Genomic DNA, 23823 nt, shown 5'->3' with positions numbered 1-23823 from the left:
AAGGAGTGGGCGTTTCGGTAATGGTCGGGCCGGCGAGATTCGAACTCGCGGCCTTCCGCCCCCCAGACGGACGCGCTAACCAGACTGCGCCACGGCCCGACGCCGGCCATATAGGGCGAAGCGCGGTCGGGACACAAGGGGGCGTGTGACAAAATTCAGATCGTATGAGTTCTGGTCAGGCGGCCAGTCGTCTGCGTGCGTTTGCCAACTGATCCCGTATGGTCACGAGATCGTCTGCGCCAATGTCGGGCTGGTGCTGCAATTCATTGCAAATCCGCACCAAGCGACCCAACCAGTCCACGGAAGCTTGTGCAGCAGCGGGCCTTTTCGGGGCCGCTGGCGCGGTATCAACCGCGGCGGGATGCGATTCGGCGTCTTCTGTGTTCCGCGTTTCCAGATCCGGAAACAGCGGCAAAGAGGTGGAGTCGCTGCTCTTGCGTTTGCGGGCCGTATCCGTCGCACTTGCTGGCTCAGGACGCTTTGCCCCCGACTGGCTGGTGGCGGCATCGGCAAATTCGGCGCCCAGCCTCGCCCCGCCGCGCGCCTTCACTGACGCCCCGCGATCTGTCTTCATCTGCTTCTTCGCCCCTCGGATGGAAACGCCTTCTTCCCGCAACAACTCACACAGACCCGCCGCCATCCTGACGTCATCAGGCCGGTAGTATCGCCGGCCGTCGCGACGCTTGACGGGGGAGAAAAGCGGAAACTGGGTTTCCCAATATCGCAGTACATGAGGCGCGACTCCGACCAGTTGCGAAACCTCGCCGATTGATCGGAATGCCTCTGCTGCTTTTTTCATTTCAGGCCTTGTTGCCGTCCGCCACGCGATCCTTCATCAGATGCGAAGGACGAAAGCTCAGCACCCGGCGTGGGGTAATCGGTACTTCCTCACCGGTTTTTGGGTTGCGGCCGATCCGTTCATTCTTGTCACGGACCGAAAACGTTCCGAAAGAAGAAATCTTCACCTGCTCGCCCTTGACGAGCGAGTCAGAGATATGGGTCAGAACGCTTTCGACCAATTGGCCGGATTCATGGCGTGACAGGCCCACTTCACGGAAGACGGCCTCGGCCAGATCCATGCGCGTCAGCGTATTGTCACTCATCGTTTACCTCATTCGGATGGAACGCAGGATGCGTCAGAATTTTCATGCTAGTCAACATATCAGGCGGCGTTCCGTTCCAACTTTAGGGCAATTTATCCCTCAAATTTTCAAAAGGGATCATGAAACTGAACAATGGGTTAACTATCTATGCATGGTAGGAAGAACCGGTGGGCAGTCAGCCGCCGGTGCCATAAATTAATGCATCGGAGAAATTTATGTCCGTAGATCTTCAGAACCTGACCGATAACGCCCGTAAGACCTCTGTCGAGGTGCTCAACGCTCTCGTCGCCGACGGAATCGCCGTCAGCCGTGCGCTGAAACAAGCCCATTGGAACGTGAAAGGACCCGGGTTTATCGGCTTTCACGAATTGCTGGATCAGGTGAAAGCGCGCATCGATGACGGCGTCGATAACCTTGCAGAACGTGTGCAGCAGCTTGACGGAACGGCGATCAGCACGGTCCAGAAGGTGGCCGAGGCATCGACGCTGAAGCCCTATCCGACCAATCTGGTCAAACTGGATGCCCATGCGAAGGCGGTGGCGGAAATCCTGCGCGAATATGGCGGCAAGCTGCGCGAGGGGATCGAGACCACCGATGAGGCCGGCGATCCGAACAGTGCCGACATCCTGACAGCCGCGTCGAATGATGTTGATAAGGATACTTGGTTCGTATCGTCCTATCTGGGCTGAGGCGCCCAGAAAGACCTGAACGGGGGCGCATTCTGCGCCCCTTTTTCTCTTTGCGCTGACGGTCAGGTCAGGATAGACCCCGCCGTCAGAAAAAGGACGTCCAAATGACCAGCAATCGCCCGCAACTGCCGCCTGAAATCGCCCGCCGCAGGACCTTTGCCATCATCAGCCACCCGGATGCGGGCAAGACAACGCTGACGGAAAAATTTCTGCTGTTTGGCGGTGCGATTCAGATGGCCGGGCAGGTGCGTGCAAAGGGTGAAGCGCGCCGCACGCGGTCGGACTTTATGAAGATGGAGCAGGACCGGGGGATCTCTGTCTCCGCCTCGGCGATGTCCTTTGAATATGACGGTTTCCGTTACAATCTCGTCGACACGCCGGGCCACAGCGACTTTTCCGAGGATACATATCGGACGCTGACCGCTGTAGATGCAGCGATTATGGTCATCGATGGCGCGAAGGGCGTCGAAAGCCAGACCCGCAAGCTGTTCGAGGTCTGCCGCCTGCGCGATCTGCCGATCCTGACCTTCTGCAACAAGATGGACCGCGAAAGCCGCGATACCTTCGAAATCATCGACGAAATTCAGGAAAATCTTGCGATCGACGTGGCCCCGGCAAGCTGGCCCATCGGCATGGGGCGCGAGTTTATCGGTGCCTACGATCTTCTGAATGACCGGTTAGAGATCATGGATCGTGCCGACCGGAACAAGGTTGCCGAGACAGTGAAAATCAGCGGTGTCGACGATCCCAAACTGGCTGAGCACATTCCCGAAGAGCAGTTGAATAAGCTGCGCGAAGAAATTGAAATGGCGCGGGAATTGTTGCCTGCTTTCGATCGGAAGTCCTTTCTGGAGGGGCACCTGACCCCGATCTGGTTCGGCAGCGCAATCAACAGCTTCGGCGTGCGCGAACTGATGGACGGTATCGGCAATTACGGGCCGGAGCCCCAACCGCAGAATGCCGCTGATCGTGAAATTGCGCCGGAAGAAAAGAACGTCACCGGTTTCGTGTTCAAGGTGCAGGCCAATATGGACCCGAAACACCGCGACCGCGTGGCCTTTGTGCGGCTGGCCTCGGGTCATTTTGAACGTGGGATGAAGCTGCTTCACGTCCGCAGCAAAAAGCCCATGGCCGTGTCAAACCCGGTGCTGTTCCTGGCCGCTGATCGCGAGCTTGCCGAAGAGGCATGGGCCGGCGATATTATCGGCATTCCGAACCACGGGCAGCTGCGCATCGGTGATGCGCTGACAGAGGGAGAAGCCCTTAAATTCACTGGGATTCCTTCCTTCGCGCCAGAGCTTTTGCAGTCGGTCAGGGCGACGGATCCTATGAAGGCGAAGCATCTGGAAAAGGCACTGATGCAGTTTGCAGAGGAGGGGGCGGCGAAGGTGTTCAAGCCGCAGATCGGTTCAGGCTTCATCGTGGGTGTCGTGGGTGCGCTTCAGTTTGAAGTTTTGGCTAGCCGGATAGAGCTGGAATACGGCATCCCCGTGCGTTTCGAGGCATCGCAGTTTACCAGTGCACGCTGGCTGGCGGGACCGCAGGACAAGGTTGATGCTTTCGCCAATGCCAATAAGCAGCATATGGCGACGGACCATGACGGCGATCAGGTTTACCTGACCCGGCTGCAATGGGATATCGACCGGGTGGAACGGGACCACCCGGATCTGAAGCTGACCGCGACCAAGGAAATGATGGTCTGAAACGGCGTATTTATTGCGTCTATAACGCGTAGATTATCTGTATATATCGCGTATATACGCTCCACCGCCGTGCTCTCAGCACAGCAGCGCCTTTGCCGCGCGGTCTGCCACGGCTTGCCCATGTGTTTCTGCCAGCGTGTTGATGAGCAGGTCCGCTAGCCCCTCGGCTGAGGGCGCGGAGGGATGCCCTGCATCTGCAAGATCAAACAGCCGGTCGCGATCCGGGAAATGATCGGCGCGTATTTGTTCATTCGCCTCGTCGTAGCGGTCGCGGATCAGGGCGACAGTCTTTGTATCGAACAAATCGCCGCTGCCGGTCGCCGCCGGATGATCAGAGGCTACCATCAAACGGTTGATTTTTTGCAGTTTCTCGATAGGCGGCAGGCGAAGGTACAAGTCGATCAGCGCGGCGGACGGCGAAACATTGCGTGGCGTTGCCTCGATCCTGATGTCCGGCGCGCCCAGTTTCGAGAGAATGTCGCGAACGATATTGCCGCCCGGCATATGCCGACGCTCGAAGATGGCGGGAATGAAGGTATGGCGGTTGCGGTCACACCATTCTGACCAGCTGGTCATGCCGGGGCGGAAATCCCCCAGCTTCCATGCCGCTGATCGGGGGGAAAGATACTGTGCCCAAGACAGCTTGCCACCCCATTTGACCATTTGTTTGTACCAGCCTTCGAGCAGTTCTTCCTGTGGACGAAGATAGGCGATGACATTGACGCGGTCCCAGCGGTCGGTGGCAAATACCTCTGCCACGCGGTCGGGGTCGCATCCGGAAAACCCTTCGGCAGAGACCAGCATGTCGCGATCACGTTGACGTTCAGCCCATTCAAGAAACTGTCTGCGGTGTTTCTTGAGGTTTTCCTGTTTCGCGATGGCGTGGCTGATCGTGCCGCAGGAATGGCCGCGGCTGGTGGCAAAGTAAGAGATGCCGTGCTGCGCCAACAGGCCGGGGTTCTCGGCGCAGAAATGCTGAAATGCGGTGGTGCCGGTTTTTGGCCAGCCGATATGGATGTGAAGCTGCGGCATGATCCCTCTTTCAGCGTTGGGGTGATATTAAAGCCGATCAACAACTTGCCAAGTCGGTTCCATCAGCTTGAAGCCAGTGACGGAAGGTCCCATCTTGGCAAGGGGTGAGAGATTCCGCCCGGTCTGGAAGGAATACGAATGCGGACTGCTGCGATGTTGCTGGGTGTGATCGGCGGGCTTTTCGCCATGCTGGTCGGTTTTTTCAGCTATGGCTATACAGAGATCGCCAGCAGTCATGCTGCCTTTGCCGAGACGTTCGGCGCGGTCGAGAATGCCGATCTGATCCGTGCAGCCAGCTTCCTTGCGCCGCTTTTTGCGATTGCCGGTGGCGCGATGGCGATTTCGCGGGCGCTGTGGGGTGGTATCCTTCTGCTGGTCGCAAGCGGGCTGATCTATTACGCGTTCGGGTTCGGGGTATTCACCATGTTCCCCATCGGCTTCTGCCTGACTGCCGGTCTGCTGGCCATTGCCGCAGGTCGCCCGGATGAGCCGAAGGCGCATTTTTAAGCGATAGGCTGCCAAAAGGAAAAGGGGCCTTGCGGCCCCTTTGCTGTCTTTCGTGGCAGGCGCGTCAGGCCAGCATCCCCATCGGGTTTTCCAGATGTTTGACGATGGCTTCCAGAAGCTGCGCGCCGAGGGCACCGTCAATGACCCGATGATCGACCGACAGCGTCATGGACATGACATTGCGGATCACGACCTCGCCATCTTCGACCACGGGCGTCTGGATGCCCGCACCGACGGCTAGGATCGCGCCATGGGGCGGGTTGATGACGGCGTCGAAATTCTCGATCCCGAACATGCCGAGATTGGAGATCGCGAAGCTGCCGCCCTGATATTCATGGGGCGCGAGCTTCTTGTTCTTGGCGCGGCTGGCCAGATCCTTCATCTCTGCCGAAAGGGCCGAGAGAGTTTTCTGCTGAGCGTCTTTCAGAACCGGGGTGAACAGCCCGCCTTCGATGGCCACGGCCACCGCGACATCGGAGGGTTTCAGCTTCAGGATGCGGTCGCCCGCCCAGACGGCATTGGCGTCCGGCACTTCCTGCAGCGCAAGGGCGGATGCCTTGATGATGAAGTCATTGACCGACAGCTTCACGCCGCGCGCCTCAAGCTGCTTGTTCAGGTCCGCGCGAAATTTCATCAGCGCATCCAGCTTGGCCGAGCGGCGCAGATAGAAATGCGGGATGGTCTGCTTGGCCTCGCCCAGACGTGCGGCGATGGTTTTGCGCATCCCGTCCAGCTTGACCTCTTCGGTCTCCCGGTCCTCATACATCTTGAGGATCGCCTCTGCCGAGGGACCGGCAGGTGCTGCGGCAGCGGGCGCGGCGGCTTTCGGGGCATCGCCTGCAGCAGCGGCGGCGGGTTTCGCGCCGGGCTTGGCGTCTTCCACATCGGCCTTGACGATGCGGCCATGCGGGCCGGAGCCCTTGATGGCCGAAAGGTCGAGACCCTTATCCGCGGCAATGCGGCGGGCGAGGGGGGATGCGAATATCCGGTCGCCATCGCCCGATTTCGGCGCGGGCGGGGCCTTGGCGGGGGCTGCGTCCTTGCCGGCATCGGCTTTGGGCGCCTCTTCCTTCGCCTCCTTCGGGGCTTCAGCCTTTGCTTCGCCACCGCCCGAGGATGTGCCGATATCGTCGGCGCTTTCGCCTTCCTCAAGTAACACGGCGATGGGCGTGTTTACTTTCACGCCTTCGCTGCCTTCCTCGATCAGGATCTTGCCGACCGTGCCTTCGTCGACGGCTTCGAATTCCATCGTGGCCTTGTCGGTTTCGATCTCGGCGATGATGTCGCCCGAGGATACGGTATCGCCTTCCTTCACCAGCCATTTGGCCAGCGTGCCTTCCTCCATCGTCGGAGAAAGCGCGGGCATCAGGATTTCTGTGGGCATCTCGCTTGCTCCTTACTTGTAGGTGACTTTCTTCACCGCCTCGATCACCTCGGCGGCGTTGGTCAGGGCGTGTTTCTCAAGGTTGGCGGCATAGGGCATGGGCACGTCCTTGCCGGTGCAGTTGATGACCGGCGCGTCGAGATAGTCGAACGCGTTCTCCATCACATAGGCAGAGATATGGTTGCCGATGGAGCCGACCGGGAAGCCTTCTTCAACGGTGACCAGACGGTTGGTCTTCTGGACCGACGCAATGATCGAGTCGTAATCCAGCGGGCGCAGGGTGCGCAGGTCGATCACCTCGGCGTCGATGCCTTCCTCGGCCAGCTTGTCGGCGGCCTCAAGCGCGTGGGACATGCCGATGCCGAAGCTGACAATGGTCACATCCTTGCCCGAGCGTGCGATGCGGGCCTTACCGAAGGGGATGGTGAAATCTTCCAGATCGGGCACATCGAAGCTGCGACCGTAAAGAACCTCATTCTCAAGGAAGATGACCGGGTTCGGATCGCGGATCGCGGTTTTCAGCAGGCCTTTCGCGTCGGCGGCGGAATAGGGCATTACGACCTTGAGGCCGGGAATGGCCGAATACCATGCCGCGTAATCCTGGCTGTGCTGCGCCCCCACGCGGGCGGCGGCACCGTTGGGACCACGAAAGACCATGGGCGCGCCCATCTGGCCGCCGGACATATAGAGCGTCTTGGCGGCAGAGTTGATGATCTGGTCCATCGCCTGCATGGCGAAGTTGAAGGTCATGAATTCGACGATCGGGCGCAGCCCGCCAAAGGCGGCACCGACACCGATCCCGGCAAAGCCCATCTCGGAAATTGGCGTATCCACCACGCGGCGTGCGCCGAATTCATCCAGCAAGCCCTGCGAAATCTTATAGGCGCCCTGATATTCGCCGACTTCTTCCCCCATCAGGAACACGGTGTCGTCGCGGCGCATTTCTTCGGCCATGGCCTCACGCAGAGCCTCGCGCACGGTCATGGACTTCATCTGCGTCCCTTCCGGCCAGTCGGGCGAACGGTCGGGTTCGGGCGTTTTCACTTCGGCCACGGCAGAGGTGGTTTCGCCCACCTCATCCTTTGAATTCTCGCCTTTGCCTTCTTCAGCGGGCGGTTCATCCGAAGATGCGGCGGAAGATGAGGTGTCGATATCGTCGGCGCTTTCGCCTTCTTCGATCATGACGGCGATGGGGGTGTTGACCTTTACCCCTTCGCTGCCTTCCTCGATCAGTATCTTGCCGAGGATTCCTTCATCCACGGCTTCGAATTCCATCGTGGCCTTGTCGGTTTCGATCTCGGCGATGATGTCACCCGCCGAAACGGTATCGCCTTCCTTTTTCAGCCATTTCGCCAGCGTCCCTTCTTCCATTGTCGGGGACAGGGCGGGCATGAGGATTTCTGTAGCCATTCTTCTTCCCTCCCTTACGCTTCTTCCTGGGGTGCCACATCGGCATAGATATCGGTCCACAGCTCTTCCAGGGCCGGTTCCGGGCTTTCCTTGGAGAATTCGGCGGCATCGTTCACGACCTGCTTGATCTCTTTGTCGATGGCCTTGAGGTCGTCTTCGGATGCGTGCTTGCCTTGCAACAGAAGCTCTCTCACATGTTCGATAGCGTCGCGTTCGTCGCGCATCTTCTGCACCTCTTCCCGCGTCCGGTATTTCGCCGGGTCGGACATGGAATGGCCGCGATAACGATAGGTCATGACTTCAAGGATGTAGGGGCCTTTGCCGGCGCGGCAGTGGGCGACGGCTTTTTCGCCCGCGGCCTTCACAGCCAGCACGTCCATGCCGTCAACCTGTTCGCCGGGAATGCCGAAAGCCTCGCCACGACCGAACAGTGAGGTGGATTTGGTCGAGCGTTTCACCGACATGCCCATCGCATATTGGTTATTCTCAATGACGAAAATGACCGGAAGATCCCAGAGTTCGGCCATGTTGTAGGTTTCATAGATCTGGCCCTGGTTGGCCGCACCGTCACCGAAATAGGTGAAGGTCACGCGCTTGTTGTCCAGATATTTGTCAGCAAAGGCGAGGCCCGCGCCAAGCGGCACCTGCGCACCGACAATCCCGTGTCCGCCATAGAAATGCTTCTCTTTCGAGAACATATGCATGGAGCCACCCTTACCCTTGGAATAGCCGCCCTCGCGCCCGGTCAGTTCGGCCATCACGCCGTTCGGGTCCATGCCGCAGGCCAGCATGTGACCGTGGTCGCGATAGGATGTGATACGCTTGTCGCCTTCTTCGGCGGCAGCTTCCAATCCGACGACAACGGCTTCCTGTCCGATGTAGAGGTGACAGAAGCCGCCGATCAGGCCCATGCCATAAAGCTGACCGGCCTTTTCTTCGAATCGGCGGATCAGCAGCATGTCCTTGTAATATTTCAGCAGCTCATCCTTCGACACGTTCGGTTTGGCCGATGACGCCGGTGCTTTGGCGGATGAGGCCCGCGATGCAGCGGGTTTTCTGCGTGTTGTGGTCTTGGGCTTGTTGGCTGCGGGTGTCCTGGCCATGTGGGCTTCCTCCTGCAAGCTGACGGGAATAGTTCAGCGTTAAACTATCCGTAGCGCATCGCCAGAGGGGCTGCAATCCGCGATCTTGACCTAACGTATAATGACCTCGTCCGAGCGCATGAGGCCCAGCACTTCGCGGGCACGTTCGTCGAGCAGGTCGATATCCAGATATTCGTCAGACAGCCGGTAGGTCAGATTCTTCATCCGGTCGACTTCGGCCTGAAGCTCATCACGCTCTGCCAACAGCGCCTTCGTTTCATCCTGAAGTTGAATGCGCCGCATCACCCCCGACGGGCCCTGAACGGCGGCGAAGGCAAAATAGACGCTGGCCAGCACGGCCAGAAAAACAATAATGATCGTCGAAAGCGACAGGCGCTGTGACATGGGCTGCCCCGGATTGCGGCCTTCTTTGGGCCTTTGAGGGCATTTTTACACGATTGTCGCGCGGTTGGAAGCTGCGCTGTCAGCCGTTCGAACGTGCGCTTCGTCTATGTTGCGCTGCTGCCGCGACCACAATATCTGCTTCGGAACCTTATTTATCGGCGAAAATCAGCCGATTGCGGCAAAATTTCTTATTCAAACGCCACGCGAACATTGTCGATTCGTGGGGTGCGTGGTTTCATTTTTGAAGGGAAAGGGGAGGTGCGCATCCGTGGATATTCACATCGCTGCCGCCGTAGTGGTCCGGTCCGATGGTGCGACGCTGCTTGTGCGCAAGCGCGGGACGAATGCCTTCATGCAACCGGGCGGCAAGATCGACAGCGGCGAAGCCCCGCTGGTCGCGCTTTATCGGGAATTGGCGGAAGAACTTGCGATGCAACCCGCCGACGGTTCCGCCACCTATATCGGCCGGTTCGAGGCTGTTGCCGCGAATGAGGAAAACAAGCGCGTCATCGCCGAGTTGTACCGGCTGGAAACCGAAGGGGACTTCACCGCGCAATCGGAGATCGAGGAAGTACGCTGGATTCTGCCGGAAGAAACGGAAGAGTTCATTCTGGCTCCGCTGACGCGCGATCATGTGCTACCGGCGATTTGGGGCGCGCGGGCAAGCTGAATGAGGGGCCGGCGTTATTCGGCGGCGTGGGGCTGCGCGTTCCGCGGCGTCTCTCTCATGGCCGCATTGGCGGTTGCGAGACGCTTCCAGTTCTCATTCGCATAGCGATGCGCCTGACGGAAACCCTGACGCATAACCACGCGACCGGGCAGCTTCAGGATACCCTTTGCATCGAAGGTGGTGACGCGGCGCACACGCGTGTGATTATCGCCAATTGCCCGCAAGGTGATTTCGTCCGCGACATGACCGATGAAGGGCTGACCCCAGTAATCGCTGTCAATCAGGCGGTAGGCAAAGCGTTGGTTCGGCTCTGTCCCCTCGATCACCTGATCCATATAGCCGCGCGTCGTGATGCAGCGCCGGATGCTGCCGACCCCGCCATCTCCTTCGATTATGGAACAGGAGACCGCTTTCGGCAGGCCCAGACGAAAGGCAAAGGGAATGCGATCATCCATGCGGGCGTTAAGGAATAACGGAAAGATATGCTCGGGCGGCGCGTCGATATCGACGGTCGATGTCAGTTTCATTCGAGCTCTCCTGATTCGTGTTCAGCTTATGCCCATCTTCCCTATGGGTCTACCCGGACCGAGGTCGATAAATGTTTGTTCAAAAAGAAAGATTTGGACACATGACTGTCGGAAAACAGCGCTATACTCTGTGCGGGAACTACTTTCGCTGGTCGCCTACTGAGTGTTTTGGGGACGTCGGCGAAGCTTGGCGCTTAGGGCCGAACCGTTTGTGTGGGTGCCTGACCGGGTCAGTAGGGCAGGCATCATTTTCGTGCTTTTCAGCTCAGGTCCGTGATGATCGAGCAGTAGGACATGATCGCCGGGGATCACCTATCCTCCACGAATGCCGAGTTTGAAGGCATGATTGGGGCTGATGCAATGGTTGCAGAGGGTGTGGTTTTCACGCTGAAGGTCATGGTTAACAGTGATCTGCCTATCGAACGTGGCGCGACGGTTCACCTTGAGGAGATGGTTTGCGGCGATATCGTAAATCCTGGCGGCGAGGTTCTGAGGGATTGACCGGCGGCGCGAAGCTATTTCGCAAGGATATCCCCCAGCACCAGCCCCATCACCCGCGCGGAATCGAGCATGTCGCCCACGCCGATCCATTCATCCGGCTGATGAGCCAGTTCCAGAACGCCGGGGCCGTAAGCGATGCAGTTATGAAGTTTTCCGATCCGGTCGATATGTTTCTGATCATAGGTGCCGGGGCTGACGACATAGCCGGCTTCGGTGCCCAGCACCCGTTCGATGGCGGCGGCTGTCGTGCGCACGACCGGGGCGTCCCGGTCTGTCATAGACGGGATCACCTCGAACAGGTCGCGAATCTCGTATCGGAAACTGGGCCGGCGTGCGCGGATACGCTCCATCAGGGCGGTGATTTCGGCCTTTACTTCCGACAGGTCCTCTTCGATCAGGAAGCGGCGGTCGATGGTGATGCGGCAGCGGTCGGGAACGACGGGGGCGGGCAGGCCGGTATAGTCCGGGCCCTGATCGGGTTCGCCGCCGTGAATCGCATTGATGTTCAGGGTCGAGGAACGTGCGCCTTCGGGGATGACCGGCATTTCTGTGCGCTTGCCTGCCAGAAGGGGCCAGAGCGTGGCCTCCATCTCTGCCAGCACTTCACCCATATGGCGGATGGCGCTGTCGCCGAGGAACGGCATCGAGCCGTGGGCGATGCGGCCGTGCGTCTCGATTTCGGCCCACCAGACCCCTCGATGGCCAAGGCAGATGCGGTCTTTGTGCAGGGGTTCCGGAATAATGACGTGATCGACGTGGTTGAAACGGCCCTGTTCGGCCAGAAAGGCGACGCCCCCATAGCCGCCGGTTTCTTCATCCGCGGTGGCGGATATTTCGACGGTTCCGGCGTGGTCGGGACAGGTTTCGATGAAGGCTTCGGCGGCGATGATGGATGCGGCAAGCCCGCCCTTCATGTCGCAGGCGCCCCGGCCATAGATGCGATCGTCCCCGGCGTCATATTCCGCGGCGAATGGGTCACGGGTCCAGCCATTGCCGACCTCGACCACGTCGTGATGGCTGTTGAAATGAATGGTATCGCCTGTGCGGGGGCCTTTGTGGCGGGCAATCACGTTCCAACGCGGGTATTTCTGGCTGTCGCCGGGTGTGCCGGTGGCGCGGATCAGTTCGCATTCGAAACCCTTGGACGCCAGCCGTGCCTCCAGAACCTCGCAGATGTCGCGGTAATGCGTTCCCGGAGGGTTCAGTGTCGGGATGCGGATCAGGTCCTGTGTCAGGCTGATCAGCTCGTCGCGCGCGGCCGTTATTGCCTGTTCAAATGGCGTCATGCCGGTCACGCTAGCCGGGGAAAATCGACGGCGCAAGATCGCATGGAACAACGCGCGACATTCTTCCGTTCCCTGTTCAGGGGATTTACAGAAGCGAGGTTTCACGATGCCATTCATAGAAACGGCTTTAAGAACATTCATTGCCATTTTGCTGATCATCGCGTTGCTTCGGGCGAACGGGTTGCGCACATTTTCCAAGATCAGCGGGTTCGATTTCGCGCTGACCGTCGCCACGGGTTCGGTGCTGGCGACGATCATGACGGCGACGGGCGACAGTTTCTGGATCGGCATCTACGGGCTGATCGCGCTGATCGCGGGGCGGGGCGCGCTGACCTGGACGCGCACGCACTGGCCGAAGCTCTCGATGGTGATCGACAATGAACCGCTGGTGCTGGTCCATGCCGGCACGCTGTCATCCGAAAATCTGCGCCGTGCGCGGCTGACCCGCGACGATCTGGCCGCCAAGCTGCGTGGCGCGGGGGCGGCGGGTCTGTCCGATGTGCAACTGATGGTGCTGGAAACCAGCGGCGACTTCGCCATCATCACCGGCAGGGAGGGGCTGGACGATCTGGTGTTGCGCGGGTTGAAATGGGGCGATCTGACGCCGCCCGCCGCCGCCCTTTGACACGCGCGCCCTTGCGCCGGGGCGCAATCCCCCTAATCTTATGGCCGACCGTAACGAGACAGAGGCAGGATCATGGCATCGCTCGACCAGCAAATGACCGACACGCAGAAGCAGATCGTGCTGACGCAGCAGAAGATGGCGGAGGTGACCAGCCAGCTTGATCGCGCCGCCGCGCGCGCCGAGGTGGCAGAGCCCGGTATCGACATTGAGAATGCAACGCTGGCCGATGTTCATGCCCATACAGAGGCGATGAATGCCAATATCGCCGAGCTCATCATGGGGCTGGACGATGTGACGGCAGGGTTCTCGAAAGATTTCGAGGAGATGCGCTCCAAGACCGGGTGGGAAAGCTTTGTTGGCATCTTCGCCAAGGGCAAGGCCGAATCTATGCGGCAGGAACGTCTGCGCGGGGCCTCGATCGACGACAAGCTGCAGGACCTGATTTCGAAATCTGACGTGATTACGCGGCTGCTTCAGGGCCAGTTGGACGAACTGAACAAGCAGAAGGATCAGGTCGAATCCAACCTGACCGGCACGCTGGATGAGCGTGAGGCGACCGTGGATACGCTGGAAGATCTGCGTGCCAAGATTGCTGCCATGGACCCGAAACTGATCGAGTTGGAAAACAAGGTTGCCAGCACGACCGATCCCAGCGACCGCACGCGTCTGGAAACGGAGCTGGCAAATGCGAACAAGGAGCACAATGCCCTTGTTCAGGAAGAACAGGTCGCACTCGCTAAGTCGCAGACGCTGGAGCGCTATATCGAGGCTGGCAAGACCTGGGTCGATTCGCTGCAGAATCAGGCCGCGACGCAGATGGTGCTGATCAACAAGCTGCAGACGGATACCAAGCAGCGCGTGGTTCTGTATGACGCGCTGACCAAATCGCTGAAGACGGCGCAGCAGCAGGATGTCGCGCACCGCATCAACGAGATCGGCGTGAAGACGGACCAGGAGGCGCAGGCCCAGATGGCCGCTATCGGCACGGCCACGAATGACCGCATGGCCGATATGCTTGAAGCCCACGGCGATCATATGGTCTTTGCCCGCAAGGTGCTGGAAGAAAAGGCCAAGGCGGATGAACGCTTTGCCCGCCGCTTCAGCGAGATCGTCAAGAAGCACGACAGCAACCTTTACGGAAACTGAGCGGGCTTCACGCCGGTGAAACGCTTTTGATGCTGCGCGTCAGCAGTAAGAACAAAGACCGTCGCGGCCCTTCACGGCTGCGCCGGTCCAGAGTTGCAAGGGCCAGATATGAGCAAGGATCGTACCGGCAATCTTGACGCCGATCACCGCCAGATCGAGGACGATCTGATTGCGCGGCGCTATTTCGAGAAGCTGCGGCTGATTGCATCCACCCTGCCTGCGGTGCTGTCGGAAACCGTCCGCGACGGGCTGTTCACCCAGACAGAGGTCGAGGTGATCGGGTCCTATCTGACGGCGATGCTGCGCTCTGCCGATGCGTTGTCGATGAAATATCTTGTTTCTGGCCGAGTCGATGGCCCGCTGCGGAAGTTCCTGACCATCGACGTCCATGAATCCGGCTATCCGATCTGGTCGGAAATCGCCCAGATGGCCGCGGATGCAGCACAGGCGAATGAACAGCTTGCCCGGACCGCCGATACCAAGCAGATCAGGGACGATATGATCCGCCAGATCGTCGGTGATCTGGTGATCCCGACACGTCTGCAATACGCGATGTCGCAGCGCCTCTACCATGAGGCTCTGGCGAAGGGTGGCTTGTTCTGGCCGCAGATGAGCCCACAGGCCTATTGGCTGTCAAATGCAGGCAATCGCCGTCGCTGGCTGATCCATTGGGCCGTTTATGACAGCCAGCTTAACCTGCCGGTGATCTATCTGATGGATTGCGACGACAGCGGCCGCAAGCCCTTGGCCGAGGACAGCCGCCGCTGGCCCGAAGTGCAGGCCCATCTGATGGCGCAGTCGGTGACGACGCTGCAATTGCTGACCATCGCGCAGGGGTTCGACAAGGATTTCGACAAGCTGCACCCTTACCGCCTGCGCCGGTTGCTGATGGGGCCGATCTATTCCCAGCAGTTCACCACGCAGGAAGGTCCGATCCGCGAGGTGCTGGACAATGCGCGCGCCCCTGCTGGCGAGGATTGGGCCGTGGCACTTACGGTCGAGGATTTGCAGGCAGAACGTGCCATTATGGAATCGACCGGGTTATTTGGCGTGACCGAGCGCCAGATATTCAAGCTGGACAAGCTGGGTCTGGGCGGAAACGGGCAGGGCGCAAGTGCCGTGCAGCGGGCATTAGTGCTGCCCGCGCGTCCCTATCAGTCGCTGGCAGAGATTGATCCCAAGGGATTCCGCAATATCCGCAAATATGTGCCGCTGCCCGATGGCCGCGTGACGGCCTATCGCTGATGGCGCGTGGAGATCCCCTGATCCTGTGGCGCAGGCTGGACCGTTCTGGTCATGATGCCTGCCGCATCTGGCAGCAGGATGGCCGCTGCGGTCTGGAAGGCGTCGCCGTGTGGCTGGACAATGCCGGCCCCGCCCATCTCAGCTATCACATCAGTTGTGATGAACGTTGGATCACCCGTTCTGCCCGTGTGCAGGGAAATGTCGGGCAAAAGGCGCTCAGCCTGTCGATCAACCGAAACGAAGCGGGCGACTGGCACATCGGCGGAGAGGAAATGCCCGATCTGCATGGGCTTCAGGATATAGATCTTGGCTTCACCCCAGCGACAAACACCTTGCCCCTGCGGCGCCTGCGCGCGCTCGGCAAGGACAGTGCGGAACTTGCGGCGGTATGGCTCGACCCGTCGGACTGGTCGCTGAAACGCCTGCCGCAAAGCTATCGCAAGACCGATGCTGGCTGGCATTATGCCTCATCCAGTCACGATATTGCTGCCGATCTGGCCGTGGACGCCGACGGCTTCGTCACCGATTACCCGGAATTGTGGATTAAAGAGGACCCGAATGGACGTTCGTAACGAAATGGAATTGCCCGAGGCCGAGATCCGCGCCCATTACGGACAGGCGCTGTCGCTTCTGAACGGGTTCGACCACGCGCCGCGTCTGGGCAAGGCCACTGCGCCCGTGCAGCAGCCCGAACGCTCGCCCGGTATTCCGCGCACATCGCGGTTCCGCTCGACGACGCCGGGGCTGGCCGGGCGTTCGACGCAGCGGGCTGATGGCATTCAAGTGATTGACCGGATCGAAGGCGTGGGCGGCGATGATCTGCCATCGCCCGCTGCGGCAACGGTCGCCCGCGCGCTGCGCCGTGCCATCGCGATTTCGCTTGCGGTCGTGGATGAGGTCTCGGCCCGTTCCGGCGCGGGGGAGTTGAAGCGCGCCAATCTGGAAGGCCGACTGGCGGCAGAGAAGCGCGGTGAGTTCGCCGAATTGCTTGCGGTCGAGGCGCTCGCCGCGATGTCGGTTTTTGCCAATGCGACAGCGTTTCTGCTTGCAGAACATGCCGGGCCGGAAACGGTCGAGGGGATCACGGCGGATGAAATCCTGACCGACAACCCGCTGACCGCACTGCAAGGCGCACTGTGGGAGCTGGATCAGAACCTGTCCCGCGGCGCCCATGACGACAAAACCCTGATCGCCACGGTGATCGCCTATGCCGAAGCACTGTCCGCCGCCGTTCAGGCCCGCGCGGAATCCGTGCCGCGCACCGGCGCCTTCACCGGCGCGAGCTGGCGTGTGGCGGCGGATGATTTCCCGATCGCTGGCTATGCGCCCGCCACCAAGGCACGCGGCAAGCCCGTGCAACTGGCCTTCAAGAAACCCGAAGAGGTCGTCGGCAACGCCATTGCCAAGCATCAGATGATGCGGCTGTCGCGGATGCTGGTCGCCTATGATTTCGACCGCCGCATGAACCCTTTCGTGGAGCTTGGCGGTTTCATCTATACCTTCCTTGGCGATGGTAAGCCCGGCACCGGCAAGACCACGCTGATCCAGATGATGGCGGGCCTGATCAACGATTACTGCACGGTGGCGGGCTATCCGTTCCGCTATGCCAACCTGTCCATCGACAATGTCGACAGCTATCAGGGCAAATCGGGTCAGAATGCACGCGCCTTTATCAACAATGTCATTGATCCCGGCGTGATCGGTTTCGGCACCATCGACGATATCGACCAGATCGCAGGCAAGCGCGGCGACAAGCAATCGTCGAGCGGCCAGCAAGAGATCACGGCGGTGCTGATGGAGGCTTTTGCCGGCGCCAGCACCATCGTGCGCGGCAATGCGACCTTCGGGATGTTTTCCAACTATGCCGAATCCATCGACGACGCGCTGCGCCAGCGGGCAGGCGCCCGCTTCCTGATCGACGGGCCGAAGACGCGCGGGGACTATATCGACATCCTCGCGCTGCTTCTGGGCAAACGGCACGACATCCCGGTCGGCGAACATGATCTGATGAAGGCGCAGGTGATCAAGACCGCCGTGGCCGACAGTCTGGAGCGCCACAACCAGCCGCAAGAGGCGGGGCTGGCCAAGGTCTGGAAAGATGTGACCTCCGAAACCGGGCCGCTGGATACGCTGGCCGAATTCGGCACCTATCTGCACGCGATTTCCGTCGCGGATGAGCGCTTCACCGGCCGCGCGATCAAGAACATCACAGATGCGATCAAAGCGCGATCAATGGATTTCGACATGCCGGACGAGTGGTTCGAAAGCCCTGAACCCTTCATGCACCAGCCCTACGAACGTAAGCTGGAAATGATCGAGGCCCTGCGCCAGCCCATCACCCGCGAGATGATCGCGCAGGAGATCAACCGCTACGCCGACAGCGAATGGCGCTATGCGGATAGCAGCGATGAGACCGCGATTGAGGAGGCGGTGCGCGGGATGGAACGCATGGCCGAGGCGCAGAAGCGGTATCGGGGCGAGGGGTGAGATTGCCGCTGCGACCCCGACCGGAATCAAGGCGCGTAAGCGCCGCCGGGCAGCGTCCGGCCGCACGCTCGGGCGGACGCTTTTTCGCCGGGTCGCGCCGAACAGTCGGTCAGCGGGGATGCGCGATAAAGTGTGCCGATCAGCCGGGGCAGCGTCCTCCCGCGGCCGGACGCTGCCCGGCGGCTCTGCCCTTCCGGTTTCTCTGGTGCTAAGGTGACCCCATGAAACGCCTCATCGAAAAAGGTCTGATGTTCGGCAACATGATCCGGGTGGACAGCCCGGCATGGGTGGTGCGATACAATCGGGCTCTCAAGCTTGTCACGGGCAAGGAAACTGCCCTGCCGGAATTTCATATCGACCTTGCGGGGTTCTCTCCCGAGATCGGGGATGAGATCGGGGATATGGATTACCTCAACCCCGAAGGCGCGCATCGCCAGTTCATCCTTCTGACGACGGAACAGAAAACCGCGCCGCTGCTGAATGCCGACCTGTCGGTGCTGCGCGAGCTGTTGAAACAGTTCATCCATGAAAATGAAAGCCAGCTGTTCAGCCTGACCGCGCGTGATGCGGTGGTGGGCGAGATGGATGATATGGTCTGGCAGGTGAATGCGCCCGCCGATCTGATGCAGATCAACCGCATCCGGATCAGCGCCGACACGACCGGCAACCATGTCGCGGGTGCCGACAACCTCACCGCGCTGATCGAGCGCTTCCGGTCCGAGCCGGAGGCCTGGTATGACGATGTCCTGATCGCGCGCATGATCGAGCAGGCCAAGGAAACCGGCGATGTGATCCGCAACCCGATCCATCTGGATGCGGGTGAATATGATGTGCCCGATTTCTGGACCTCGCTGTTCGGTGGTGTGTATGTGTTTCGCAGCCCGCGCGAAAAAGCGATGATCTTCACCGATCCCGCGATCTTCACCGATCCGAAATATGACACCGATCTGAGCAGCGCCAAGATGATGGCGTTGCAGGATACGAACTCTGTCGCGATGTGGATGGCCCGTAATGCACTGGCAGAGCCGATTATCACCGCGAAGGGCGCTGATGGTGCGGCGATCCTGCGCCAGAAGATCGACTTTATCCTTGTGGATGCAGCCACGCGGCTGGATATCGACACGGGCAATGGCACACGCTCGGCCCTGCGTCGCGCGGCGGCGCGGATGGGCAGCGGTCTGCCCGATGAGGTGCGCGGCCTGTCTGCGCTGCTGCGCTATGCCGAAGAAGGCGGGGCGTGGCCGGTGATCGACAGCGCCAATCCGGCCTATTTCTATGCCATCAGGGGAACTGCGGGGCCGTCGCGCGATCTGGTCAACCAGATGCTGACAGAACTGGCACCCCATGACGTGCGCAGCCTGTTCATCATGCATAAGCCTTTGTTCTATAAATTGTACCAGACATGGGACGATGCGAAGAAGGAATATATCGCCAATCAGCTTGCCCGCGAATATCAGATTGACAAGCAGGGCACGCGAGAGGCGCTGTTCGGGCCGGAGCCGGGCATGAACGAACCGGCAGCCGCATCGGCGCCGCTTTCCGGGCCCTGGGGCTCTGTCAGGCAGGCAGGTACGCAGATTTCGGAGGGCAATGCGGGCCAGCTCCGCTATGATCCGCGAAACAATCCGGCCCATAGTCCCTTCCGCGGCCCCTGGGGGAATTGACGCATGGTCCTGCTGCGCCTTGTCGTGATGCTGCTTCTGATCGAAGCGATCTTTTATCTGCTGATCTCGATCTATCTGCGATCCACCAAGCGCGAGTCCCTGGAAGATGAATGGGACCGGCGGCATCCCGACCGTGCAGGAGATAGCCCGGAACGAAGAGAGTTCGTGAGGCGTTCGATGGTCGGGTTTCAGAAGACGCTGAAGGCCCGACTGGTTGGGCTTGTATTTATCCTGCCCACCATCGCGATCGGTGTGATCGCGTGGTATGTGAACGTGCAGTAAGGAGACGCATGGGATGTATTATGTGAAAGTCGTTCTGGGCGTGCTTCTGGGGCTGGTCGTGTTCCTGTTTCTGGATTACGCGCTGCCCAGCAAGAACACGCTGCGCATTACCAATACCTATAATCGCCTGACCGATATCGGCGCGAATTCGATGTTCTACGCCGCCGCCGATGTCGGCACGGTTCAGAACGCGCAGGGTCAGCGCGATATTCGCTTTATTGAGGCGGTACGGCCCAACAACAAGGTCTTCGTCTACCGCAACGAGGATACCGGCTGGATCTGGCCGCCCTATTTCAAATATGACAGCTCGAACCTGCAGGCCGAGGCGACGAATTTCCGTTCCGATGGTGCGAACCCGCAATGGGTCAGCGTGACAGGCTATGGCTGGCGCATCCCGATGTTCTCTATCTATCCGAATGCGATTTCGATGCGGCCGGTGGATGGGCCTAACGTGTCGCCGCTGAACTGGCCCGCCATGCTGATCCTGATTGTTCTGGGGGCGCTGTTGTTCCTGCTGTGGCGCATGTGGAACCAGTTCCGGCAGCGCACGATTGATCCGGCGGCGAAGCGGGTCGGTGCGGCTGTGGACAATGTCGATGCCCGCACAGATGCAGCGATGGACCGCGTCGGGCAAGAGTTCAGCGAGGCGCGGGAAGGCTTTACCGGCTGGCTGGATACATGGCGTGGAAAGCCGCGCGACCGGAAGTAGACTGTTTTGGCTTGGGGCGGGGTAGCAGCCCGCCCAAGCGTGCAAGCATGATGGCGGCGGCATCAGCGCCCGTGGCATAGAACTCGTCTTCGGTCATCTTGTCCAACTTTGGTTGTATCAAGATCGGCGTCACTGGCGGGCTCCTTTCTTTTTCGATACCGATAAGATAGCCTGCGATAACCGCCCCTTCATCGGGTGCGTTTCGCAAGGCTCTTTTCAATTATGAAAAATATAAGCTGGGACGATCTGCAGGTTTTCTTTCACGTCGCGGAAAGTGGGGGTCTGTCTGCTGCGTCGCGCGCCCTTGGGTTCAGTCCGGCGACGGTGGGGCGGCGGATGCTGTCGCTTGAACAGCAGACCGGGCAGGTTTTGTTTGAACGCTCGCAAAGTGGATATGCGCTGACGCGCGCAGGCAGTGAGCTGTTTCAGAAGGTGCGCGGGATGCAGGCGGCGGCGCGCCCGGTCGAGGCGCTGCTTGCGCCAGATGCAGCGCGACCGGTTGTCAGACTGTCAGCCGGGACCGGAACCGCCAGTTTTCTGGCTGACAAATTCTGTGCCTTGTCGCAGCCCGGCGACCCGTTCCGCCTGCATTTCGTCACCAGCGAGGCAATGCTGGATATCGCCCATCGTGAGGTTGATCTGGGAATTCGTAACCGCGCGGCAGAGGGCGGCAATCTTGCTACCCGAAAATTGGGCAAGCTAGGCTTCGCTGCGTATCGCAGCTGGGCCGTGGCGCGTCCCGAATTGCTGGAATGGGTGGCGATGGACCCGGCCAATGCGCGGCATCCGGCGGCACAATGGCTGCATGATCAGGACGTGCCTGTCGCGGTTCTGGCAAGCTCGGTCGCGACGGTGCACGAATTGGTCAGGGCGGGCGCGGGAATCGGGATCATGCCTTGTATGCTTGGTGATTGCGATCCGTCTCTGGCACGGGTGGGACAGGTGATCGAGGATCTGACCGAATGGCAATATCTGGTGATGCATGATGACGACCGCCATCTGCCCCATATCCGTCGGGTGATAGATCGTATTGTCGCGATCTACGACGAATATTCCGAACTTATCGCAGGTGCGCGGCCCTTGCGGGGTTAGCCACTCAGACGCAGCGTGATTTACTCTGCCGCTTCTTTCTTCTTGGGCGGCACGACATTGCCGTCCTCGTCGATCTCTTCGGTAATAACGGTGAAATTCACCAGACGGTGCAGGCCGAAGCTGGAAATCAATGCCACATCGGTGGCATCGCGTCCATAGCCGACCGGCAGGCGGCCAATCCGGCGCATATTATTGCGCGGGTCGAAATCCCACCAGCGACCGGACAGATAGACCTGCACGGATGCCGCGAAATCCATCGGGTCGGGCGGCGCAGGGATGCCGAAATCACCCAAATAGCCGTTCACATAGCGTGCCGGAATATTCAGTGCGCGGCACAGCGCAATGGCCAGATGCGCGAAGTCGCGGCAAACGCCCTTGCGCTGTTCGAAGGCGTCATGTGCCGTGCGTGTCGCATCGGCATCCTGGTAGTTGAAGGTAATGTGGTCATGCACCCAATCCATAATTGCCTGCACGCGACCCCACCCCGCCGGCACTTGACCGAACAGATCCCAAGCCTGCTGCATCAGCAGATCAGAGTCACAATAGCGCGAAGGCAGCAGGAATTGCAGCACATCGTCCGGCAACGCCTCAATCGGCATTTCCCGGGCCTCGTGGAACTCCGGCTCTGGCAGACCGCTGTCGGCGATCAACGCGGTCTGCCGCATACGGAACTGACCGGCCGGGGCCGAAAGCCTGCGGCAGAAATTGCCGAAATCGTCGACGAAGGTCGAATAGGCGACGCCGGGGTCGGTCGAGAATTCCTCGACCCCCCGCAGGTCCAGCTGCCTTTCGGGCCGGACCGACATCTGCAACAGCATCGACAGCGGACCGTCACCTTCGATCGTGATGTCGTAGCCGTAGCGGATATACATCATGATATGGTCAGATCCAGCGTGATTTCCGTATTCAGCAGCTTAGAGATCGGGCAGTTTTCCTTGGCGCCGTTTGCCGCGGACTCAATCGCGGATTTGTCGCCATTGCCTGTTACGGTCGAGGTCAGCGCAGCTTTCTTGACCGCGAAGCCTTCACCCTCTTTGTCCAGCGAGATGGCCGATGTCGTTTCAATCGTCACATCGGTCACGCCTGCATCACCAAGTGCCTTGGACAGTGCCATTGAAAAGCACGCCGCATGGGCAGCGCCAATCAATTCCTCCGGATTCGTGCCGGCCTGACCTTCGAAGCGGGTGTTGAAACCATAGGGTTGCGAGGACAAGGCGCCCGACTCGGTCGAAACTTCGCCCTTGCCGTCCTTGATGCCACCCTGCCATTTTGCGGAACCGGTCTTGGTAATCATGTCGTCCTCCTGTAGTTGGCGAAACAACGCGCCCATCGAGCGTAAGTTCACGGAATCGACAAAAGTTATGTTGTGGAGGCGCCGTTTTGCCCGTTTATGAGCTTGCTGCCATCGGTGCGGCTATTTGTTGGGCAGCGACAGGGTTGATGGTGACACCGCCCCTGACCCGATTGGGGCCATTCGCATTCAACACTTACCGGCAAAGCTTCACCGCGCTTGTCCTTGCGATCATCGTCCTGGTGGGCGGCTTGTGGCACGGGGCGTCGTCGGCGCAGGTTTGGCCACTGATCCTTTCGGGCCTGATCGGCATCTTCATGGGCGACACCGTTCTGTTCGTCGCCGTCAGCCGCATGGGGCCGCGTCGGGCAGGGGCCCTGTTTGCGCTCAACGCGCCGATTGCTGCTATTCTTGGCTGGGCCGTGCTGGGAGAACAGCTAAGCGGGATTGGGTGGTTGGGTGTCATGCTATGTGCGGGCGGCGTGGGCCTGGCCGTGCTGGGCAGACCGGGCGCAAGCGGCAGCCACAGTTTCGAGGCCGTGCGCGGTAAAATCTGGATCGGTATTCTGCTGGGCCTGTTTGCGGCACTGGCGCAGGCCATCGGCTCGCTGATTGCCCGGCCCGTGATGCAGCAGGGCTTCGATCCTTTCACCGGCAGTCTGATCCGGGTGGGGACGGCAGCGGCCTGCCTGACGATCCTGTCGGCGATGCCCATCCAGCAGGTGAAGCCCAAAGGTAGGCTGAACCTGCCCTTGTTCTTACTGCTCGCGGGATCTGGGATTGTGGCAATGGCGATCGGGATGTCGCTGATGCTTTACGCTTTGGAGGGCGGGAAGGTGGGCATTGTGTCGACCCTGTCGGCGCTTTCGCCCGTCTTTATCCTGCCCGGTCTGTGGATCATCACCGGCTCGCGTCCAAGTGCAACAAGCTGGGCCGGGGCGCTGATCGCCGTTATCGGCATGGCGTTGATCTTCTTGAGATAA

Annotated in this window: 26 protein-coding genes and 1 tRNA gene; 15 read left to right on the top strand and 12 right to left on the bottom strand. The window is 60.0% G+C overall.

The annotated features are described in order from the left end of the window. Positions 1-21: 21 nt before the first annotated feature. The 3 genes from PAF20_RS07755 to ihfA all read right to left on the bottom strand — a co-directional run bounded on the left by PAF20_RS07755 (position 22) and on the right by ihfA (position 1103). Positions 22-99 (bottom strand) — tRNA-Pro (locus tag PAF20_RS07755). Positions 100-175: 76 nt separating this feature from the next. Beyond that, complete coding sequence (locus PAF20_RS07750) at positions 176-799, bottom strand: MerR family transcriptional regulator (protein ID WP_271073130.1); 624 nt, start codon at positions 797-799, stop codon at positions 176-178. 1 nt (position 800) lies between these two features. Then, positions 801-1103, bottom strand: coding sequence for an integration host factor subunit alpha (gene ihfA, locus PAF20_RS07745; RefSeq protein WP_271073129.1), 303 nt, complete (start codon positions 1101-1103; stop codon positions 801-803). A 215-nt stretch (positions 1104-1318) separates the two neighbouring features. Between ihfA and dps the strand changes: the two genes are divergently transcribed. Together dps and PAF20_RS07735 are read left to right on the top strand one after the other, a co-directional pair. Continuing rightward, positions 1319-1792, top strand: coding sequence for a DNA starvation/stationary phase protection protein Dps (gene dps, locus PAF20_RS07740; RefSeq protein ID WP_271073128.1), 474 nt, complete (start codon positions 1319-1321; stop codon positions 1790-1792). Between the two features lie 104 nt (positions 1793-1896). Then, positions 1897-3495 carry a peptide chain release factor 3 gene (locus PAF20_RS07735; protein ID WP_271073127.1) on the top strand — a complete coding sequence of 533 codons (1599 nt, stop codon included), beginning with the start codon at positions 1897-1899 and terminating at the stop codon, positions 3493-3495. 75 nt (positions 3496-3570) lie between these two features. Here PAF20_RS07735 and PAF20_RS07730 read toward each other — a convergent pair whose 3' ends face one another. Further along, positions 3571-4527: a hypothetical protein gene (locus tag PAF20_RS07730; RefSeq protein WP_271073126.1), complete on the bottom strand. Its 957-nt coding sequence runs from the start codon at positions 4525-4527 to the stop codon at positions 3571-3573. A 138-nt stretch (positions 4528-4665) separates the two neighbouring features. Here PAF20_RS07730 and PAF20_RS07725 point away from each other — a divergent pair, with 138 nt between their 5' ends. Then, the gene (locus PAF20_RS07725; RefSeq protein WP_271073125.1) at positions 4666-5034 is read left to right on the top strand and encodes a hypothetical protein; all 369 of its coding nucleotides are present in this window, start codon (positions 4666-4668) and stop codon (positions 5032-5034) included. Positions 5035-5098: 64 nt separating this feature from the next. Here PAF20_RS07725 and PAF20_RS07720 read toward each other — a convergent pair whose 3' ends face one another. The 4 genes from PAF20_RS07720 to PAF20_RS07705 all read right to left on the bottom strand — a co-directional run bounded on the left by PAF20_RS07720 (position 5099) and on the right by PAF20_RS07705 (position 9315). Next, positions 5099-6418 (bottom strand): pyruvate dehydrogenase complex dihydrolipoamide acetyltransferase, encoded by a 1320-nt coding sequence (locus PAF20_RS07720; protein WP_271073124.1) that lies wholly within the window; start codon positions 6416-6418, stop codon positions 5099-5101. A 12-nt stretch (positions 6419-6430) separates the two neighbouring features. Continuing rightward, positions 6431-7828 (bottom strand): pyruvate dehydrogenase complex E1 component subunit beta, encoded by a 1398-nt coding sequence (locus PAF20_RS07715; protein WP_271073123.1) that lies wholly within the window; start codon positions 7826-7828, stop codon positions 6431-6433. A gap of 14 nt (positions 7829-7842) precedes the next feature. Next, positions 7843-8931 (bottom strand): pyruvate dehydrogenase (acetyl-transferring) E1 component subunit alpha, encoded by a 1089-nt coding sequence (gene pdhA, locus PAF20_RS07710; RefSeq protein ID WP_271073122.1) that lies wholly within the window; start codon positions 8929-8931, stop codon positions 7843-7845. A 90-nt stretch (positions 8932-9021) separates the two neighbouring features. Next, the gene (locus tag PAF20_RS07705; RefSeq protein WP_271073121.1) at positions 9022-9315 is read right to left on the bottom strand and encodes an FtsB family cell division protein; all 294 of its coding nucleotides are present in this window, start codon (positions 9313-9315) and stop codon (positions 9022-9024) included. A 268-nt stretch (positions 9316-9583) separates the two neighbouring features. Here PAF20_RS07705 and PAF20_RS07700 point away from each other — a divergent pair, with 268 nt between their 5' ends. Then, positions 9584-9985, top strand: coding sequence for an NUDIX hydrolase (locus tag PAF20_RS07700; protein WP_271073120.1), 402 nt, complete (start codon positions 9584-9586; stop codon positions 9983-9985). Between the two features lie 14 nt (positions 9986-9999). On the opposite strand, the gene PAF20_RS07695 is transcribed toward PAF20_RS07700, so the two are convergent. After that, the gene (locus tag PAF20_RS07695) at positions 10000-10512 is read right to left on the bottom strand and encodes an SRPBCC family protein (protein ID WP_271073119.1); all 513 of its coding nucleotides are present in this window, start codon (positions 10510-10512) and stop codon (positions 10000-10002) included. Positions 10513-10854: 342 nt separating this feature from the next. On the opposite strand from PAF20_RS07695, the gene PAF20_RS07690 reads away from it, so the two are divergent. Next, positions 10855-11013, top strand: coding sequence for a hypothetical protein (locus tag PAF20_RS07690; protein ID WP_271073118.1), 159 nt, complete (start codon positions 10855-10857; stop codon positions 11011-11013). A gap of 14 nt (positions 11014-11027) precedes the next feature. Here PAF20_RS07690 and PAF20_RS07685 read toward each other — a convergent pair whose 3' ends face one another. Continuing rightward, complete coding sequence (locus PAF20_RS07685) at positions 11028-12299, bottom strand: acetylornithine deacetylase/succinyl-diaminopimelate desuccinylase family protein (RefSeq protein WP_271073117.1); 1272 nt, start codon at positions 12297-12299, stop codon at positions 11028-11030. Positions 12300-12405: 106 nt separating this feature from the next. On the opposite strand from PAF20_RS07685, the gene PAF20_RS07680 reads away from it, so the two are divergent. The 9 genes from PAF20_RS07680 (at position 12406) to PAF20_RS07640 (ending at position 21549) form a co-directional block, all read left to right on the top strand. Beyond that, positions 12406-12924 carry a DUF421 domain-containing protein gene (locus tag PAF20_RS07680; protein WP_271073116.1) on the top strand — a complete coding sequence of 173 codons (519 nt, stop codon included), beginning with the start codon at positions 12406-12408 and terminating at the stop codon, positions 12922-12924. Between the two features lie 72 nt (positions 12925-12996). After that, the gene (locus PAF20_RS07675) at positions 12997-14070 is read left to right on the top strand and encodes a hypothetical protein (RefSeq protein WP_271073115.1); all 1074 of its coding nucleotides are present in this window, start codon (positions 12997-12999) and stop codon (positions 14068-14070) included. Positions 14071-14178: 108 nt separating this feature from the next. Continuing rightward, positions 14179-15315: a hypothetical protein gene (locus tag PAF20_RS07670; protein ID WP_271073114.1), complete on the top strand. Its 1137-nt coding sequence runs from the start codon at positions 14179-14181 to the stop codon at positions 15313-15315. Then, positions 15315-15887, top strand: a complete 573-nt coding sequence (locus PAF20_RS07665; protein WP_271073113.1) for a putative glycolipid-binding domain-containing protein — start codon at positions 15315-15317, stop codon at positions 15885-15887. Before PAF20_RS07670 ends, PAF20_RS07665 begins: the two co-directional genes overlap by 1 nt. Further along, entirely contained in the window at positions 15874-17802 is a 1929-nt protein-coding gene (locus tag PAF20_RS07660; RefSeq protein ID WP_271073112.1) for an AAA family ATPase, read from the top strand. The genes PAF20_RS07665 and PAF20_RS07660 overlap by 14 nt, the downstream gene beginning before the upstream one ends. 221 nt (positions 17803-18023) lie before the next feature. Next, positions 18024-19466 carry a DUF6638 family protein gene (locus tag PAF20_RS07655; protein WP_271073111.1) on the top strand — a complete coding sequence of 481 codons (1443 nt, stop codon included), beginning with the start codon at positions 18024-18026 and terminating at the stop codon, positions 19464-19466. A gap of 3 nt (positions 19467-19469) precedes the next feature. Next, the gene (locus PAF20_RS07650) at positions 19470-19748 is read left to right on the top strand and encodes a hypothetical protein (protein ID WP_271073110.1); all 279 of its coding nucleotides are present in this window, start codon (positions 19470-19472) and stop codon (positions 19746-19748) included. A 13-nt stretch (positions 19749-19761) separates the two neighbouring features. Next, entirely contained in the window at positions 19762-20457 is a 696-nt protein-coding gene (locus PAF20_RS07645) for a DUF1523 family protein (RefSeq protein WP_271073109.1), read from the top strand. A 222-nt stretch (positions 20458-20679) separates the two neighbouring features. Then, the gene (locus PAF20_RS07640; RefSeq protein ID WP_271073108.1) at positions 20680-21549 is read left to right on the top strand and encodes a LysR family transcriptional regulator; all 870 of its coding nucleotides are present in this window, start codon (positions 20680-20682) and stop codon (positions 21547-21549) included. 20 nt (positions 21550-21569) lie between these two features. On the opposite strand, the gene PAF20_RS07635 is transcribed toward PAF20_RS07640, so the two are convergent. Next, a complete protein-coding gene (locus PAF20_RS07635; RefSeq protein WP_271073107.1) occupies positions 21570-22424 on the bottom strand; it encodes a transglutaminase-like domain-containing protein in 855 nt (284 codons plus the stop codon). After that, positions 22421-22843, bottom strand: coding sequence for an OsmC family protein (locus tag PAF20_RS07630; RefSeq protein ID WP_271073106.1), 423 nt, complete (start codon positions 22841-22843; stop codon positions 22421-22423). The genes PAF20_RS07635 and PAF20_RS07630 overlap by 4 nt, the downstream gene beginning before the upstream one ends. An 86-nt stretch (positions 22844-22929) precedes the next feature. On the opposite strand from PAF20_RS07630, the gene PAF20_RS07625 reads away from it, so the two are divergent. After that, a complete protein-coding gene (locus PAF20_RS07625) occupies positions 22930-23823 on the top strand; it encodes a DMT family transporter (RefSeq protein ID WP_271073105.1) in 894 nt (297 codons plus the stop codon).

Origin of the sequence: Paracoccus albus, assembly GCF_027913035.1 — a bacterium.
Taxonomy (GTDB): domain Bacteria; phylum Pseudomonadota; class Alphaproteobacteria; order Rhodobacterales; family Rhodobacteraceae; genus Paracoccus; species Paracoccus albus.
Note: the sequence above shows the minus strand (reverse complement) of the source record. Positions and strands in the feature narration are given on the sequence as shown.

Bases quoted from the DNA above. Each gene is read 5' to 3' on its own strand.
- PAF20_RS07655 (WP_271073111.1), top strand. From the start codon at position 18,024: ATGAAACGCCTCATCGAAAAAGGTCTGATGTTCGGCAACATGATCCGG.
- PAF20_RS07680 (WP_271073116.1), top strand. From the start codon at position 12,406: ATGCCATTCATAGAAACGGCTTTAAGAACATTCATTGCCATTTTGCTG.
- PAF20_RS07715 (WP_271073123.1), bottom strand. From the start codon at position 7,828: ATGGCTACAGAAATCCTCATGCCCGCCCTGTCCCCGACAATGGAAGAA.
- PAF20_RS07695 (WP_271073119.1), bottom strand. From the start codon at position 10,512: ATGAAACTGACATCGACCGTCGATATCGACGCGCCGCCCGAGCATATC.
- PAF20_RS07720 (WP_271073124.1), bottom strand. From the start codon at position 6,418: ATGCCCACAGAAATCCTGATGCCCGCGCTTTCTCCGACGATGGAGGAA.
- PAF20_RS07645 (WP_271073109.1), top strand. From the start codon at position 19,762: ATGTATTATGTGAAAGTCGTTCTGGGCGTGCTTCTGGGGCTGGTCGTG.
- PAF20_RS07635 (WP_271073107.1), bottom strand. From the start codon at position 22,424: ATGATGTATATCCGCTACGGCTACGACATCACGATCGAAGGTGACGGT.
- PAF20_RS07705 (WP_271073121.1), bottom strand. From the start codon at position 9,315: ATGTCACAGCGCCTGTCGCTTTCGACGATCATTATTGTTTTTCTGGCC.
- PAF20_RS07750 (WP_271073130.1), bottom strand. From the start codon at position 799: ATGAAAAAAGCAGCAGAGGCATTCCGATCAATCGGCGAGGTTTCGCAA.
- pdhA (WP_271073122.1), bottom strand. From the start codon at position 8,931: ATGGCCAGGACACCCGCAGCCAACAAGCCCAAGACCACAACACGCAGA.
- PAF20_RS07685 (WP_271073117.1), bottom strand. From the start codon at position 12,299: ATGACGCCATTTGAACAGGCAATAACGGCCGCGCGCGACGAGCTGATC.
- PAF20_RS07675 (WP_271073115.1), top strand. From the start codon at position 12,997: ATGGCATCGCTCGACCAGCAAATGACCGACACGCAGAAGCAGATCGTG.
- dps (WP_271073128.1), top strand. From the start codon at position 1,319: ATGTCCGTAGATCTTCAGAACCTGACCGATAACGCCCGTAAGACCTCT.
- ihfA (WP_271073129.1), bottom strand. From the start codon at position 1,103: ATGAGTGACAATACGCTGACGCGCATGGATCTGGCCGAGGCCGTCTTC.
- PAF20_RS07670 (WP_271073114.1), top strand. From the start codon at position 14,179: ATGAGCAAGGATCGTACCGGCAATCTTGACGCCGATCACCGCCAGATC.
- PAF20_RS07690 (WP_271073118.1), top strand. From the start codon at position 10,855: ATGATTGGGGCTGATGCAATGGTTGCAGAGGGTGTGGTTTTCACGCTG.
- PAF20_RS07665 (WP_271073113.1), top strand. From the start codon at position 15,315: ATGGCGCGTGGAGATCCCCTGATCCTGTGGCGCAGGCTGGACCGTTCT.
- PAF20_RS07630 (WP_271073106.1), bottom strand. From the start codon at position 22,843: ATGATTACCAAGACCGGTTCCGCAAAATGGCAGGGTGGCATCAAGGAC.
- PAF20_RS07640 (WP_271073108.1), top strand. From the start codon at position 20,680: ATGAAAAATATAAGCTGGGACGATCTGCAGGTTTTCTTTCACGTCGCG.
- PAF20_RS07735 (WP_271073127.1), top strand. From the start codon at position 1,897: ATGACCAGCAATCGCCCGCAACTGCCGCCTGAAATCGCCCGCCGCAGG.
- PAF20_RS07730 (WP_271073126.1), bottom strand. From the start codon at position 4,527: ATGCCGCAGCTTCACATCCATATCGGCTGGCCAAAAACCGGCACCACC.
- PAF20_RS07650 (WP_271073110.1), top strand. From the start codon at position 19,470: ATGGTCCTGCTGCGCCTTGTCGTGATGCTGCTTCTGATCGAAGCGATC.
- PAF20_RS07660 (WP_271073112.1), top strand. From the start codon at position 15,874: ATGGACGTTCGTAACGAAATGGAATTGCCCGAGGCCGAGATCCGCGCC.
- PAF20_RS07725 (WP_271073125.1), top strand. From the start codon at position 4,666: ATGCGGACTGCTGCGATGTTGCTGGGTGTGATCGGCGGGCTTTTCGCC.